This is a genomic window from Roseomonas sp. F4, assembly GCF_053891155.1.
On record NZ_JBSSHK010000005.1, the window covers coordinates 68,375 to 82,572 of the forward strand.

At 70.1% G+C, this 14,198-nt stretch carries 16 protein-coding genes; 11 read left to right on the forward strand and 5 right to left on the reverse strand.

The window, feature by feature from the left end:
- Positions 1–29: 29 nt before the first annotated feature.
- The 9 genes from ACVFYP_RS20050 (at position 30) to ACVFYP_RS20090 (ending at position 5,794) form a co-directional block, all read left to right on the forward strand.
- Complete coding sequence (locus ACVFYP_RS20050) at positions 30–530, forward strand: hypothetical protein (RefSeq protein ID WP_499201990.1); 501 nt, start codon at positions 30–32, stop codon at positions 528–530.
- Positions 531–555: 25 nt separating this feature from the next.
- Entirely contained in the window at positions 556–909 is a 354-nt protein-coding gene (locus ACVFYP_RS20055; RefSeq protein ID WP_499201991.1) for a hypothetical protein, read from the forward strand.
- A 6-nt stretch (positions 910–915) separates the two neighbouring features.
- Positions 916–2,175, forward strand: coding sequence for an MFS transporter (locus ACVFYP_RS20060; RefSeq protein WP_499201992.1), 1,260 nt, complete (start codon positions 916–918; stop codon positions 2,173–2,175).
- Positions 2,169–3,146: a Gfo/Idh/MocA family protein gene (locus tag ACVFYP_RS20065; RefSeq protein WP_499201993.1), complete on the forward strand. Its 978-nt coding sequence runs from the start codon at positions 2,169–2,171 to the stop codon at positions 3,144–3,146. Before ACVFYP_RS20060 ends, ACVFYP_RS20065 begins: the two co-directional genes overlap by 7 nt.
- 29 nt (positions 3,147–3,175) lie before the next feature.
- Entirely contained in the window at positions 3,176–3,481 is a 306-nt protein-coding gene (locus tag ACVFYP_RS20070) for a hypothetical protein (RefSeq protein WP_499201994.1), read from the forward strand.
- A gap of 140 nt (positions 3,482–3,621) precedes the next feature.
- Complete coding sequence (locus ACVFYP_RS20075; protein ID WP_499201995.1) at positions 3,622–3,972, forward strand: RidA family protein; 351 nt, start codon at positions 3,622–3,624, stop codon at positions 3,970–3,972.
- 442 nt (positions 3,973–4,414) lie between these two features.
- Complete coding sequence (locus ACVFYP_RS20080; RefSeq protein ID WP_499201996.1) at positions 4,415–5,188, forward strand: CHAP domain-containing protein; 774 nt, start codon at positions 4,415–4,417, stop codon at positions 5,186–5,188.
- 99 nt (positions 5,189–5,287) lie between these two features.
- Entirely contained in the window at positions 5,288–5,497 is a 210-nt protein-coding gene (locus ACVFYP_RS20085; protein ID WP_499201997.1) for a hypothetical protein, read from the forward strand.
- A 72-nt stretch (positions 5,498–5,569) separates the two neighbouring features.
- Positions 5,570–5,794, forward strand: a complete 225-nt coding sequence (locus ACVFYP_RS20090) for a hypothetical protein (RefSeq protein WP_499201998.1) — start codon at positions 5,570–5,572, stop codon at positions 5,792–5,794.
- Here the strand turns inward: ACVFYP_RS20090 and ACVFYP_RS20095 are convergent, their stop codons facing one another.
- From ACVFYP_RS20095 to ACVFYP_RS20105, 3 genes are read right to left on the reverse strand one after another with little or no spacing between them, the layout of a single operon-like run.
- Positions 5,795–6,760, reverse strand: coding sequence for a lysophospholipid acyltransferase family protein (locus ACVFYP_RS20095; protein WP_499201999.1), 966 nt, complete (start codon positions 6,758–6,760; stop codon positions 5,795–5,797). It lies immediately after the preceding gene.
- The gene (locus ACVFYP_RS20100; RefSeq protein WP_499202000.1) at positions 6,753–8,150 is read right to left on the reverse strand and encodes a cytochrome P450; all 1,398 of its coding nucleotides are present in this window, start codon (positions 8,148–8,150) and stop codon (positions 6,753–6,755) included. The genes ACVFYP_RS20095 and ACVFYP_RS20100 overlap by 8 nt, the downstream gene beginning before the upstream one ends.
- A gap of 27 nt (positions 8,151–8,177) precedes the next feature.
- The gene (locus tag ACVFYP_RS20105; protein WP_499202001.1) at positions 8,178–9,245 is read right to left on the reverse strand and encodes an alcohol dehydrogenase; all 1,068 of its coding nucleotides are present in this window, start codon (positions 9,243–9,245) and stop codon (positions 8,178–8,180) included.
- Positions 9,246–9,421: 176 nt separating this feature from the next.
- On the opposite strand from ACVFYP_RS20105, the gene ACVFYP_RS20110 reads away from it, so the two are divergent.
- Positions 9,422–10,714: an NtaA/DmoA family FMN-dependent monooxygenase gene (locus ACVFYP_RS20110; RefSeq protein ID WP_499202002.1), complete on the forward strand. Its 1,293-nt coding sequence runs from the start codon at positions 9,422–9,424 to the stop codon at positions 10,712–10,714.
- A gap of 49 nt (positions 10,715–10,763) precedes the next feature.
- Here the strand turns inward: ACVFYP_RS20110 and ACVFYP_RS20115 are convergent, their stop codons facing one another.
- On the reverse strand, positions 10,764–11,735 hold the full coding sequence (locus ACVFYP_RS20115) for a tripartite tricarboxylate transporter substrate binding protein (RefSeq protein ID WP_499202003.1): 972 nt from the start codon (positions 11,733–11,735) through the stop codon (positions 10,764–10,766).
- Between the two features lie 127 nt (positions 11,736–11,862).
- Here ACVFYP_RS20115 and ACVFYP_RS20120 point away from each other — a divergent pair, with 127 nt between their 5' ends.
- Complete coding sequence (locus ACVFYP_RS20120) at positions 11,863–12,354, forward strand: hypothetical protein (protein WP_499202004.1); 492 nt, start codon at positions 11,863–11,865, stop codon at positions 12,352–12,354.
- On the opposite strand, the gene araD is transcribed toward ACVFYP_RS20120, so the two are convergent.
- A complete protein-coding gene (gene araD / locus ACVFYP_RS20125) occupies positions 12,351–14,099 on the reverse strand; it encodes an L-arabinonate dehydratase (protein ID WP_499202005.1) in 1,749 nt (582 codons plus the stop codon). The two genes, ACVFYP_RS20120 and araD, sit on opposite strands and share 4 nt — an antisense overlap.
- Between the last annotated feature and the right edge of the window lie 99 nt (positions 14,100–14,198).

The window sequence follows — 14,198 nt, forward strand, 5'->3', positions numbered from 1 at the left end:
TCCGGACGCGGCGATGCCACATTGCGACAATGCCGACCCTTTCGATCCAATTGGCCGAGGCGCCCGATGGCGGCCTGACCTATGCCGTGCCGCTCGCCCCCGAGGCCCTGCCCGCCGTGACGCCGGATGCGTTGCTGGGCGCCTGGGACGCGGCGCGCGCCCATGCCCATGCCGGCCGCTGGGGTCCGACACGCACCCTGCTGTTCCAAGGGCCGGATGGCAGCGCCACGGTGCTGACCATCGCCGATCGCGACGCCCGGTGCTGGGCCGAGGCGGTGGACCGCCGGGCGAACCTCGCCACCCTGCCCGGCCTGGCACTGTGCCTGCGGCTGCTGGCCCTGGTGGAGGTGATGGCGCGCAGCGGCTGGATGGCCGGGCTGTTCGCGGTGACGGCGGAGGGGGTGGAGTTGCACCCTTCCCTGCTGCGCGCCGCCGCGGTGATGCCATTGGATGCCGGGGCGAGGTTCGACGCGGAGGCGCTTCGCGGGTTATTGTCGCGCGGCCTGCCCGGCTCCCGCGTCCCGGCCTGACGCGCCGACCCCGAAAGTCCCGATCATGTCCCCGATCCGCCTGCCCGCCTGCACCGCCCTGCTGCTTTTGGGGGCCTGCACCCTGCCTTTGCCGCAGCCGATCAGCGCCCCGCCGCCGGTGCCGGCCGGCCAGCGCGACGCCGCCTATGAAGCCTGCCGGGCGGAGGCGACGCGGGTGGTGCAGTACCGGGAGCGTGGTCAGTTGATGCGCACGGATGAGACCGAATCGAGTCGCGGCGTTTCCGGCACCACGCCTTTCAGCCGACTCGAGGCTGATCGCGGCGCGTCGCAGATCGACCGCGACAGGCTGATCGCCGAATGCCTGCGCGGGCCCGCCCTCGCCCCGACCCCCGCCCCCGCGCCCGCCCGGACGCGCTGACGGAGCGTGGCCTCCTCCGGCGCGCTGGCGCGCGCCCTTTCCACCCGTGATTCGCGGCTGTTCTTCTCCGGCTCCATGGTCGCCTGGACCGGGCTGTGGATGCAGCGCATCGCCGTGTCCTGGCTCGCCTGGGAACTGACCGGCAGCGCCTTCTGGGTGGGCATGGTCGCATTCTGCGACCTGGCGCCGGCGGTGTTCATCAGCCCCCTGGCCGGCGCGATGGCGGACCGGGTGGACCGGGTGAAGCTGGCGATGTGGACGCAGGTGGCGATCGCCCTGCAATCCGCACTGGTCGCCGGCATCACTTTCAGCGGCCATATGACCATCACGATCCTGCTGGTGCTGGAGGTGATCGGCGGCATCGCCGCCAGCTTCGCCCAGCCGGCGCGGCAGACGCTGATGCCGGGGATCGTGGCGCGGGCCGACCTGCCGGCCGCCGTCGCCGCCAATTCGCTCTGCTTCGCCACCGCGCGCTTCATCGGGCCCGCTATCGCCGGGCCGGTGATCGCCATCTGGGGCGTGGTGCCGGCCATCGCCGGCAATGCGGTGGGCTATGTCTTCGCCTGCGTCTCGATCTGGCTGCTGCGGGTCGATCCCAAGGAGCGTCAGGGCCACCCCGCGTCCAAAAGCCTGTTCGGAGAGGTGGTGGAGGGGCTGCGCTATGCCGCGCGCCATCCGGGCCTCGGACCCATCCTGCTCTATGCCGCGCTCGGCGCGCTGATGCTGCGCGGGGTGCAGGAGATTCTGCCGCCCTTCGTGGAGCGCCTGTTCGGGCGCGGCGCCGAAAGCCTCGCCATCCTGACCGCCTGTTTCGGCGTGGGCGCGCTGTGCGCCGGGCTCTGGGTGGCCTCCCGCGGCCGGTTGCAGGGCACGACGCGGCTGGCGGTCTTCGCCGCATTGGCGCAGGCGGTGGCCACGGTGGGCTTCGTCGCCACCAGCTTCTTCCCCTTCGGCATGCTCTGCGCCGCGCTGATCGGCGGCTTCGCCTCGATCCACGGGATCAGCGTGCAGACCCTGATCCAGAGCGCGACGGACACCACCTATCGCGGCCGCATGCTGAGCCTCTGGGGCCTCATCACCCGCGCCTTCCCGGCGCTGGGAGCGCTGTCGCTCGGCGCGGCCGGGGAGGTCTTCGGCCTGCAATGGCCAACCCTGGTGGCGGTGGCATTGTTCCTGACCGTCTTCGCCTGGGGCGTGACGCGGCTGAAGCGCATGGAAGCCGAACTCGAATCACCACCACCCCCTTTGGGAGACGACAGATGTTGAACGCGGCGATCGTGGGCATGGGCCGCTGGGGCCAGGTGCTGGTGAACAGCGTGCAGGGGCGCCCCGATGCGTCGGTCCGCTTCGTCGCCGGCAGCACCCGCAGCCCGGACAAGGCGCGCGACTGGGCCGCGACGCAGGGCATCCGCATCCTGCCCGACTTCGCCGCCGTGCTGGCGGACCGGGAGGTGCAGGCCGTGGTGCTGGCCACGCCGCATGCCCAGCATGCCGAGCAGGTGATCGCCGCGGCGCAGGCCGGCAAGCATGTCTTCGTGGAGAAGCCCTTCACCCTCGACCGTGCCAGCGCCGCCGCCGCGGTGGCCGCCTGCCGGGCGGCCGGCGTGGTGATGGCGCTGGGCCATAACCGCCGCTTCCTGCCCTCCACCGCGCTGATGAAGTCCATGCTGGCGGAGGGCGCGCTGGGCACGCTGCTGCATGTCGAGGGTCATTTCGGCGGCCCCGGCGCCCGCGCCTACCAGCCCGGCATGTGGCGCGCCGACCGGGCGGAAAGCCCGCTCGGCGGCATGGGCGGCATGGGCATCCATATGATCGACATGATCATCAACCTCGCCGGCCGCTTCCGTCAGGTGACGGTGCACAGCCACGCCCGGGTCAGCCAGACCATCGACGACACCACGGCCATGCTGGGGCTGCTGGAATCCGGCGCCACGGTGAATTTCGCGACTCTGGCGCTCGCCCCCTCCTTCTGGCGTATCGCGCTGTTCGGGACCGAAGGTATCCTTCAAATGCAGGGGCTTGAGACGCTGTCCTTCACCCCGCGCGAAGGCGAGGGCTGGACCAAAACCTTCCCCAAGACCGATATCGAGGCGGCCGAGCTGGCCGCCTTCGCGGCCGCCGTCGCCGGTGGCCTCGCCTATCCGCTGCCGGTGGAGGAGGCGATTCATGGGGTGGCGGTGTTCGAGGCGATGATCGGCGCCGCCGCCTCCGGCAGCAGCTACGCCGTGGTGGCGTAGCCGCCAATCACAGGGCTATCATCCCCCGCATGACGACCCCTCGCCGCGCCCTGCTGAGCTGCTTGCCCGTCGCCGGGGCGATGACGCCGATCGCCGCGGGGGCCTTCCGGCTGGAAGCGCCAACGGCCGAAACCCTGGCCGATTACGGCACGGGTTGCCCGGCAACCGACAGCCACGCGGCCCTGCAGGCGGAGGTCGAGAAGCTGCTGGAAGGCCGGCCCCTGCCGCCGGCCCTGGCGCCGCAGCTCGCCCGGCTGGCGCGCTGCCCCTTCTGTGGCTGCGCCGTGACCGGCGCGGCCGATCATGGCGAGAATCAGCCACCGCGCGAGGGCTGATCCGCGACAGGCGCCGGTTTCGGCCCGCGCGTCGTCCAGCGCGCAACATCGGGCATCGCACCGATCCGCGGGGCGCTCACCTTGCCGCCCGTTCCGACCAAGCTTAGGAAACGGGCGCCAAACCCTTTGGAGCTCCGCTCATGTCCAAGATCACCCGCCAGGGCAGCAACGCGATCCTGTCCTCCTCGGTGGAGTACCACAACTTCGTCTACCTCGCCGGCATGACCGCCGATGACCTGTCCCAGGACATAACCGGCCAGACCCAGCAGGTGCTGGAGAAGATCACCGCCGCCCTGGAAGCCAATGGCACGGACAACACCCGCCTGCTGCAGGCGCAGATCTGGCTGAAGGACATCCGCGACCGCGACGCCATGAACAAGGTGTGGATCAACTGGCTGGGCGATGCCGGCCGCCCGGTGCGCGCCTGCGTCGAGGCGAACATGGCCGATCCGCGCCATCTGGTGGAGATCATGGTCACCGCCTGCCGCTGAGCGACGGTGCCTTCCCCGCGCCGGCTTCCGGCGCGGGGTCCTGCCGGGGGGCGAACGGACCCATTCGGCAACAACATGACAGCCATGTGACTCGCTCCGAGCACCTCTCGTTTCCGTGTTTCAACTGTTGTATTTCGGCCGCAACACTGTGGCTTCGTGTTTCAACAGGTTTCAGCCTAGGAAGATGATCTGTTCCTGAGGTCCTCGCCTGGGGTGTCTGGAACGAAGTGTCGCGTATTTCGCTGTGTTTCATCACAGCGGGTTGCCCAGCGGAACCGACGGAGGGTACCGCAATCCCCAGGCGACCCATAACGGGCCGCCAAGCAGGCGAAGCAGGGGATAGTCGATGCGGGCAAAAAGCACGCTTACCGCACTTTGTATCCTGCTGGGCAGCGCAGCTTTCACCCCGCCGGCCGACGCTTCTGAACGCAGCAGCCGTGCCGTGCAGAGCCAGGCCCGCACCTCCGCCCCCGCCCGCCCGGCGGCCAGCCCTCAGAACACCGCCCGTGCCAATGCGACGCGCCAGGCGACCGCCGCGCAGCGCGGCCAGGCCAGCCGCAGCACCGCCTCCGCCGCCCGGCCGGCGCCGATTTCCGCGACCCGCGGCGCCAGCAGCCCGTCCGCCAGCGGCTTTCAGCAGATCGCCAGCTTCGGCGTGATGCGCCAGTCCCATGCCGCCGGTGCCGGCACGCCGATCCTGCCCGTCTCCATCTCCTCCGGCCTGTCCTGCGTGCCCTTCGCCCGCATGGCCACCGGCATGAACATCTCCGGCGACGCCCGCCACTGGTGGAACAACGCGGCCGGCAGCTATGCCCGTGGCCAGGCGCCGGAGCGTGGCTCCGTGCTGGCCTTCGCCTCCTCCGGCGGCATGGCGCGTGGCCATGTCGCGGTGGTCAGCCATGTGGCCGGCCCCCGCACCGTCCATATCGACCATTCCAACTGGGGTGGTCCCGGCATCCGCCGCGGCACGGTGATGCGCGGTGTGGTCGTGCAGGATGTCTCCGACCGCAATGACTGGACCGCCGTTCGCGTGCAGGTCGGCCATGACAGCAGCAGCTTCGGCCGCACCTATCCGACCCACGGCTTCATCTACAACCGCCCCGCCGGCACGCGCATGATGACCGCCGAGGGGCCGCGCTACACCGAGGTCGCCGACGCTCCCTCCCCCCACGCCGCGCAGCATCAGCGCCTGGCGGAGCAGCTTCTGGGCCGCTGAAGACGGCAGCTCCCCAGGGGCAACTCCCCGAGGGCAACTCCCCGAGGGCAACTCCAAGGCTGCTGGCGCGTCGGGCTGCCAGCGGTTGAGGAGGCTTCGATGCATGAACGCGGCACGGATGGCGCGGAGCGCCTGATGCTCCCGGACAGCGCCGCGCAAGGCGGCCAGATCCCGAACAATGCAAGACTGCCCGTGCTGCTGCACCGGGGTGCCACCACGCCCGGTGACCCGGCGGCGGCGGAGGCCTTGTTCGCCCGGCATGGCTGGCCGCCCGCCTGGCGCAACGGCATCTACGATTTCGACCACTAGCACCCCAATGCGCATGAGGCGCTGGCCATCGCCTGTGGCCATGTGCGGGTGCGGCTGGGGGCGGAGGCCGGGGTGACGCTGGACCTCGCCGCCGGGGATGTCGTGGTGCTGCCGGCCGGCACGGCGCATCGCAATCTCGGCCAGTCCGACGACCTGCTGGTGGTTGGTGCCTATCCTCCCGGCGACCCGCCGGAGCAGTTCACCATCCGCCCTGGCGAGCGCGAGCGCGCGCTGCACGCCATCCCGGCCACGCCGGACCCGCCCTGCGACCCGGTGACGGGGCAGCCATACCGGTAATTACCGATCGGGCTGGAAGACGTGGGCCATGAACCACTGTTCGGGATGGGCGCGCACCACATCCTCCACCACCCCGTCCAGCGCCGCGATATCCTGAAGCACCGCCGCGCGGCCGCGACCGGGCGGGCCGATTTCGACCGGCGGCAGGAAGGTCAGCCGGAAGCGCGCCGCCTCCCCCAGCCGCAGCGCATAGGCCGGCACCAGCGCCGCCCCGGTGGCGGAGGCGAGGCGCACCGCGCGCATGATATTGCCGTCCATCCGCAGCGGCCGGCCGAGGGAGGGCGCATGCACCCGCCCCTCCCAGAACTCGTCCACGTAATAGAGCAGCGCGGCCTCGCGGGCCTCCAGGATGCGATGCCCTTCGAACACCGCGCCCAGCGTCGGCGCCACGGCGACCGAGGCCTGCGGCCCGGCCACGCTGCGGCTGCGGCCTCGCGCTTTGTCGGCGATGCGCATGCGAAAGCGGTTGGGCAGGCGTTGGTAGATGGCATGGAAGGGAATGCCGAGCATGGCCAGCCCGGCATGCACCACCTCCCAATTCCCCACATGCAGCCCGGCGACGACCAGCGGCCGGCCGGATTGCCAGGGGCCGAGCACATGCTCCGCGCCCTCCACGGTGATCCGCCCCTCCGCCCGGAAGCGGGACAGGGCGGCGAATTCGCCGAAGCAGCGACCGACATGCGACCAATGGGCGAGAAGCAGCGCCTCGATCTGCTCCGCCGAGGCCTCCGGCCGCAATTGGCGCAGCAAGGCGCGCACGCGGTCGGAGCCGACCTGCCGCTTGCGCCCGCCGCGCAGGCCGAGCCGGGCTCCGACGGCGGAGGCGCCCTCAGTCGGCAGCAGGCGCATCGCCTGATGCGGCAGCCAGTCGGCCAGGCCTTGCAGGGGGTCGCGCAGCCAATAGCGCGCCAGCGCCTGGCGGTCCGCCCAGCGCCAGGGCGGCGGCCGGTAGAGATGGTCAACCAAGCGGGGCGATCCGCATCGGCAGGGTTTCGCCCGGCCGCAGCGTCAGCCGGGCGACGGGCATCACCTTGGTCCCGGGCTCCAGCGTCAGCTCAAAATGGCCGGCGAGCGCGGCGAGGCAGATCGTGGCCTCGGCCAGGCCCAGATGCATGCCGGTGCAGATGCGTGGGCCAGTGCTGAAGGGGATATAAGCGTGGCGCGGCGGCTTTGGCGCGCCGGGCAGGAAGCGGTCCGGGATGAAGGCGTCCGGCTGGTCCCAGAGGCCCGGCTTGCGGTGCAGCAGCCAGGGGCTGACCAGGATGATGGTGCCCTTGCGCACCGGCCGGTCGCCGATCCGGTCCGGCCCCAGCGCCTCCCGCGACAACAGCGGCACAGGGGGATAGAGGCGCAGCGTCTCCTCCACCACCGCCCGGGTGAAGGGCAGGTTCGGCAGGTCGGCGAGCGTCGCCACGCGGCCACCCAGCGCACCCCGCACCTCCGCCACCAGCCGGGCGGCGCTGGGCGCGTCCTGGGACAGCATGAACAGCGCCCAGGCCAGGGTATTCGCCGTGGTTTCGTGGCCTGCCATGAACAGCACGATGGCCTCGTTGCGGAAGGCGCGGCGGTCCATCGGGCGGTCGGTGCCGGGGACCTTGGCCTCGGACATCGCGCGGATGAGGGAGGCCTCACCCTCGCCCGGCCGGTCCAGGATGTCGGCGATCAGCCCGTCCACCACCTGGTGGATGCGCCGCGCGGAGCTGCGCACGGCGGGACTGCGAAAGCGGGGAAACCAGTCGGGCAGGCCGAACAGGGACAGCAGGTCGGTCTGGCCGATGCAGGCCTGGTATTCGGCGAAGGCGGCGACCACCTCCTTCGCCGCATCGCGGCCCAGGGCGCGGCCGAAGATGGTGCGGCAGATGATCTCGGCGGTGAGGTGGCCCATCTCCGCCAAGACATCCACAGGCCGGTCGGGCGGGAAGGCGCGCCAGGCGTCGCGGCGCTCGGCTGCGGCCTCGGTGATGGCGGGCGCCAGTTCGGCGAGGCGGGAGACATGGGTGACGGGCGCCACCACGCGGCGCCGTTCCCGCCACAGCGGCCCATCGCTGACGAAAAGGCCATCGCCCAGCAGCGGGATCAGCGCATGGCGATGCTGCGGGCTCTTGCGCTGGAAATTCTCATGCCGCTCGACGAAGACGTAGTGGACGGAATCGGGGCTGTTGCAGACCACCACGTCGCGGGTCAGCAGGCGGCTGCCATAGACGTCCCGCTCGAAGGAAGACTTGGCCCAGATCGCCAGCCAGTTCTCCCGCGCCAGCTTCAGCATCTGGCGCAGCGGCAGGCCCTTCTCCGGTCGCGGCGGAAAGGGCGGCACATAGGGCGCCGTGGTAGGCGGGGCAGCCGTGTCGGTCAGCATGCCCCAGCGTAACACGGCGCGTGCGGGCTACGCAGCCTCCGCCGTCAGCACGATGCGTCCCGTGACCTTGCCTTCGCGCAGCCGCTGCAAGGCGCTGTCGGCATTGCGCAGCGGTTCCCGCGTGATGGGGATGCCGGGAAGGCCGCCGCCCTGGGCGATCTTCACGAGCGCCCGCAGTTCCTTCGGATTGCCGACATAGCTGCCGCGCACCGTCAGCGCCCGCATCGCCATCACCGGCAGCGGCACGGTCAGCTCGCCGCCGAACAGCCCGACCTGGATCAGCGTTCCGCCCTTGGTCAGCGCATCGAAGCACATGCGCGCGGTCTGGCTGCCATTCACCAGGTCGATGATCGCCTCCACCGGCCCGCCGCAGAGCGCCGTCAGCCGCTGCACCGTGTCGTCTCCGCCCGGCTGGAAGGTGTCGGAGGCCCCGGCCTGCCGCGCCGCTTCCAGCTTCTCCGCGCTGAGATCGACCGAGACGATGCGCTTGTGGCCCATCGCCTTCAGCACCGAGATCGCCTGCAGGCCGAGCCCGCCAGCGCCGACCAGCACGATCGGCACATCCGGCGGCATCGGCATCACCTTGTTGATGGCCGAATAGACGGTGATGCCCGAGCAGGCATAGGTCGCGGCCAGCGCAGGGTCGATATCGCCCGGATCGACCAGATGGCGCGGTTCCGGCACCAGGATATGCGTGGCGTAGCCGCCATTCTGGAAGATGCCGAGCGACTTGCCCTGGAGGCACATATTGTCCTCCTCCGCCCGGCACTTGGCGCAGGTCCCACAGCCAACCCAGGGGAAGACGATGCGGATCTGGCCGACAGCGAGCCCCTGCCCCTCGGCCTCGGGTCCCCATTTCACCACGCGGCCCACTGTCTCATGCCCCATGGCCAACGGCAGCTTCACGCCGCGATCCGACAGCTTCATCTTGCCGCGGCTGCCGAGGTCCCATTCGCCTTCCCAGACATGGATGTCGGAATGGCAGACGCCGGCATGGGTCACCTCCAGCAGCACCTGCTTACCCACGGGCTCCGGCGTCGGAAGTTCGATCTCCTGCAGCGGCTTGCTCGCTTCGACCACGGCCCAGGCTTTCATCTTGTCGTTCCTCCGCATTGCGATCCCAGGCGACCATCGTGCAGGCGCGGGGTCAAGCCACCGGCGTGCTTGACAGGACCCGCAACTTTCATTGCACTCGGCATCCAAGGCGCATCCCACAAGCGCCTGCCCTGGGCCAGGACTCACCAGCCGCCTTTCCGCCGAAAGGATGCCCCGTGATCTGTGCCCCCTTCCACCTCGCCTGGTTCGTCTCCCGCGGCTATGGCCCCAAGGCCTGGCGCTATGACTGGGGTGGCGACCAGTCGCGCTGGATGATGCCCGATCTCTTCGTCGATCTCGCGAAGTCGATGGAACGCGCCTGCTTCGACTATGTGATGATGGAGGATAGCTGCAACGTCCCCTACACCTACCGGGGCACGCATGACGCCTATCTGAAATACGCCATGGCGGCGCCGAAGCTCGATCCTGCGGTGCTGGTGCCCTACATGGCCTCTGCCACCAAGCGCATCGGGCTGGTGACGACCATGTCCACCACCGAATACCCGCCCTTCCTGCTAGCCCGGCTGATGAACTCGCTGGACCATGTGACGGAGGGCCGCGTCGGCTGGAACATGGTGACCGGCAGCAATGACGGCGGCGCGCAGAATTACGGCATGGAGCGCCAGATCGAGCATGACGAGCGCTACGACCGCGCCGACGAATTCGCCGAGATCGTGACGCAGCTTTGGGAAAGCTGGGATCCGGATGCGATGGTGCTGGACCGGGAGGCGCCGATGTTCGCCGATGGCAGCAAGGTCCACGCCATCAACTACCAGGGCCGCTACCACAGTTCCCGCGGCCCGCTGAGCGCGCCACGCTCACCGCAGGTGCGGCCGGTGCTGTGCCAGGCGGGCGGGTCCTCGCGCGGAAGGCTGTTCGCCGCACGCTGGTCGGACACCATCATCACCGCTGTGCGCAATGTGGGCGCGATGAAGGCGACGCGGGATCGCATCCGCGCCGATGCCGCGGCGCTGGGCCGCGACCCGGATGGCATCAAGGTGCTGTTCCTGATCGACCCGCTGGTGGACCACACGCGGGAGGCGGCGGAGGAACGGCGGCGCATCCAGGAAGCCGATGTGGCGCTGCATCGCGACCAGCACCTCGCCTCCCTCTCCCGCCTCAGCGGCATCGATTTTTCCAAATTCCCGCTGGATGAGCCTTTGCAGAAGCAGACCAGCAACGGGCACCAGTCGCTGGTCGACAACTTCACCGGCCGCACACCGCGCGAGCTCGCCATGAATGCCGAGATCGGCATCCACTTCACCGGCACGGTGGACCAGGTGGCGGGGATGATGGAGGAGGCGATAGTCGAGGCCGGCGGCGACGGCTTCCTGATCGTCCATGCCGACTTCACCCGCCGCTACATCGCCGAGATCTGCGACGGGCTGGTGCCGGCCTTGCAGCGCCGGGGCCTGACCCGGCGCGACTATCCGCACAAGACCTTTCGGGAGAACCTGATGGCGTTTTAGATCGCGTGATTCAGACCTTCGGTGCCTTCGCACCTGCGGTCATCACGCTCTAATCCGGCCGGATATTGTTCTCCCGCACCACGCGGCCCCAGGTCGCGATCTGGGTGGACAGGAATGGGGCGAATCCCGCCTCACCCTGCGGGTCCAGATCGATGCCGAGCGCGGTGATGCGCTGGCGCAGTTCGGCGACGCCCAGGCATTCGCGCAGCGCCGCCTCCATGCGCTGCTTGACCGGCGCCGGCAGCCCGGCCGGGCCGAGAAAGCCCCAGAAGGCCCGCGCATCGATGCCCGGCACGCCGGATTCCGCCAGCGTCGGAATATCGGGCATGGAGGGGGATCGGGTGGCGCCGGTCTGCGCCAGCGGCAGCAGCGCGCCGCTGTCGATATGCGCGCCGATGGCCGGGCGGGTGGCGATGGGCATGTCCACCTCCCCGGCCACAGCGGCCACCGCCAGCGGGCCGCCGCCGCGATAGGGCACATGCACCAGTTGAAGGCCCGCCGCCTTGCCGACCAGCGCCATGGTCAGGTGTGCGAGGGATCCGTTGCCGATGGTGCCGTAGGTGAGCGTATCCGGCCTGGCTTTCGCCGCCTCCGCCATCTCACCAAAGCTCTTGAAGGCCCGTGTGCGGTGCGCCGTCAGGATCATCGGCGCGGTGCCGAACAGCAGCAGCGGCGTCAGGTCCTTCTCCGTGTCGAAGCCGATATTCGGGATCAGCGAGGGATTCACCGCATGGGTGTCGAAGACCAGCACCCAGGTATTCCCGTCCGGCGCGCTGCGCGCGACCGTCGCGGTGCCGATGGCGCCGGAGGCGCCGGCCCGGTTCTCCACCACCACGCTGGTACCCAGGATACGGATGAGATGCGGCTGCAACAGCCGCGCCACCGCATCGGTGCTGCCGCCCGGCGGAAAGGGGGCAACGATGCGGATGGGGCCGGATGGCCAGGCGGGCTGTGCCCGGATGGCGGGCGCGGCCAGCGCTGCGCCGGCCGCGAGCAGCACGCGGCGCGTCAAATGCGACATGATGTTCCTCCCTTTTTCTTGCCGCCATTTGGCCTGCCCCCGGCGGCCGGTGCAACAGCATGCTGCGCGGTGGACCATGGCCGCGGCGGCGCGCAAACTCGCCCTCGCCACGAATGGAGCGTCCCGCATGATCCGCCACCTCGGCATGACGCCGCTTCTGGTCGCGGCGCTGGCCGTCTCCGCCCCTGCCGTCGCCCAGCAGATGCCCGGCCGCATCGGCGTGCATCTCGAACAGATCGACCGCGCCACCGGCGCCGTGCTGCGGCGCGAGTCCTTCACCTGCGCGCAGCCGGACCCGTCGGGGCCGGGCTGCGTGGGACCGGTCACCCTGATGCTGGACGGGCAGCCCGTGCCCCTGCTGGCGCGGGCCCATTTCGCGTCAGGCTACGCCTTCCTGACCCTGCGGGAGGCAGCGGCGCCGCCCGCCTATGCCATCGAGCCGGGCGACGCCGAGCCGGTCGCGATCCCGGCTGGGTCACGCCACATGGCCAGCCGGCTGATGACGCTACAGCTGTTTCCCGCCGGCGCTGTGCGCGGCCCCATGATGCCGCCCGTCTTGCGGCGGAGCGGCCTGCCAAGCCTTCACCTGCGGGTCACGGTGCTGCAGCTGGAAGACTAGTAGATGTCCGGCTCCGGCGTCGGCGCCCCGGCTTCCAGGAAGCGCAGGTCGCAGCCCTCATCGGCCTGGGTCACCTGGTCGAGATACATCGAGGTCCAGCCCCGCGCGTAGCGGCGCGCGGGCGGCACCCAGGCGGCCTGGCGACGTGCCATCTCGGCCTCATCCACCAGCAGGTCCAGCTTGCGGTTCGGCACGTCCAGCCGGATCAGGTCGCCATCCTTCACCAGGGCCAGCGGCCCGCCGACATGGCTCTCGGGCGCCACATGCAGCACGCAGGTGCCGTAGCTGGTGCCTGACATGCGGGCGTCGGAAAGCCGCACCATGTCCCGCACCCCCTGCTTCAGCAGCTTCTGGGGGATCGGCATCATGCCCCATTCCGGCATGCCGGGACCGCCCTGCGGGCCGCCGGACTTCATCACCAGGATGCTGTCCGCCGTCACGTCCAGGTCCGGGTCATCCAGCCGCTTCTTCAGGTCGGCATAATTCTCGAAGACCACCGCCGGGCCGGTATGGCTCAGCAGCCGCGGATCGGCCGCGCTGGTCTTGATGACGGCGCCGCGCGGCGCCAGAGAGCCCTTCAGCACGGCGAGCCCGCCTTCCGCCTGCAAGGGGCGATCCAGCGGCCGGATGATCTCCTCGTTGAAGACATCGGCATCGGCGATGTCCTCGCCCAGCGTCGCCCCGGAAACCGTCTTCGCCGTCAGGTCGAGATGCGGGCCGAGCCGGTTGAGGAAGGCGCGGCTGCCGCCGGCGAAAAAGAAATCCGCCATCAGATAGGTGTCGCCATTCGGGCGGAGGTTGGCGATCAGCGGCACGCGGCGGCTGATCGCATCGAAACGCTCCAGATCCAGCTCCAGCCCGGCGCGGCGCGCCATGGCGATGATATGGACGATGGCATTGGTCGATCCGCCGAAGGCCATGGTGGCGGCCACGGCATTGTCGATGCTGCCCTGGCTGAGCAGTTTGGCGGGCGTCTCGTCATCCCAGACCATATCGACGATCCGCTTGCCGGAATCGGTCGCCATGCGGGGATGGGCGGCATCCGCGGCGGGGATGGAGGAGGCGCCCGGCAGGGTCAGGCCCATCGCCTCCACCGCCAGCATCATGGTGGCCGCGGTGCCGGCGGTCATGCAGGTGCCGAAGGAGCGCGCCATGCCGCCCTCCATATCCTTCCACTGCGCCTGGGTGATGGTCCCGGCCCGCAGCTCCGCATGGTACTTCCAGGCATCGGAGCCAGAGCCCAACGTCTTGCCGCGCCAGCCGCCATTGTTCATCGGCCCGGCGGGCACGAAGATGAAGGGAAGGCCGGCGGAGAGCGCGCCCATCACCAGCCCCGGCGGCGTCTTGTCGCAGCCGCCCAGCAGCACCAGCCCGTCGCAGGGCTGGCTGCGGGCCAGTTCCTCCGTCTCCATCGCCAGCAGGTTGCGATACAGCATGCTGGTCGGCTTCATGTACTGCTCGGTGACCGGATGCGCCGGCAGTTCCACCGGGAAGCCGCCCGCCTGCCAGACGCCGCGCTTCACCTCCTCCGCCCGCGTGCGAAAGTGGAAATGGCAGGGGCTCAGCTCGGACCAGGTGTTGATGATGCCGATGACGGGCTTGCCGCGGAAATCGGATTCCGAAAAACCCATCTGCAACATGCGGGACCGGTGGCCGAAGGCGCGCAGATCGTCGACGCCGTACCAGCGATGGCTGCGCAACTCCTCCGGCCGCTTGCGCGCCGCACCCTTGCTGTCTCCGGCCATGACCGTTTCTTCCCCTGCGATGGCGATAGGTCACCAATCTGCCACCCGCCCCATGGCGCGAACAGCCCGGCGGCCAGCCGGCGGGGTCACCAGGCCCGC

Bases quoted from the DNA above. Each gene is read 5' to 3' on its own strand.
- ACVFYP_RS20050 (WP_499201990.1), top strand. From the start codon at position 30: ATGCCGACCCTTTCGATCCAATTGGCCGAGGCGCCCGATGGCGGCCTG.
- ACVFYP_RS20055 (WP_499201991.1), top strand. From the start codon at position 556: ATGTCCCCGATCCGCCTGCCCGCCTGCACCGCCCTGCTGCTTTTGGGG.
- ACVFYP_RS20065 (WP_499201993.1), top strand. From the start codon at position 2,169: ATGTTGAACGCGGCGATCGTGGGCATGGGCCGCTGGGGCCAGGTGCTG.
- ACVFYP_RS20070 (WP_499201994.1), top strand. From the start codon at position 3,176: ATGACGACCCCTCGCCGCGCCCTGCTGAGCTGCTTGCCCGTCGCCGGG.
- ACVFYP_RS20075 (WP_499201995.1), top strand. From the start codon at position 3,622: ATGTCCAAGATCACCCGCCAGGGCAGCAACGCGATCCTGTCCTCCTCG.
- ACVFYP_RS20085 (WP_499201997.1), top strand. From the start codon at position 5,288: ATGCATGAACGCGGCACGGATGGCGCGGAGCGCCTGATGCTCCCGGAC.
- ACVFYP_RS20100 (WP_499202000.1), bottom strand. From the start codon at position 8,150: ATGCTGACCGACACGGCTGCCCCGCCTACCACGGCGCCCTATGTGCCG.
- ACVFYP_RS20105 (WP_499202001.1), bottom strand. From the start codon at position 9,245: ATGAAAGCCTGGGCCGTGGTCGAAGCGAGCAAGCCGCTGCAGGAGATC.
- ACVFYP_RS20115 (WP_499202003.1), bottom strand. From the start codon at position 11,735: ATGTCGCATTTGACGCGCCGCGTGCTGCTCGCGGCCGGCGCAGCGCTG.
- ACVFYP_RS20120 (WP_499202004.1), top strand. From the start codon at position 11,863: ATGATCCGCCACCTCGGCATGACGCCGCTTCTGGTCGCGGCGCTGGCC.
- araD (WP_499202005.1), bottom strand. From the start codon at position 14,099: ATGGCCGGAGACAGCAAGGGTGCGGCGCGCAAGCGGCCGGAGGAGTTG.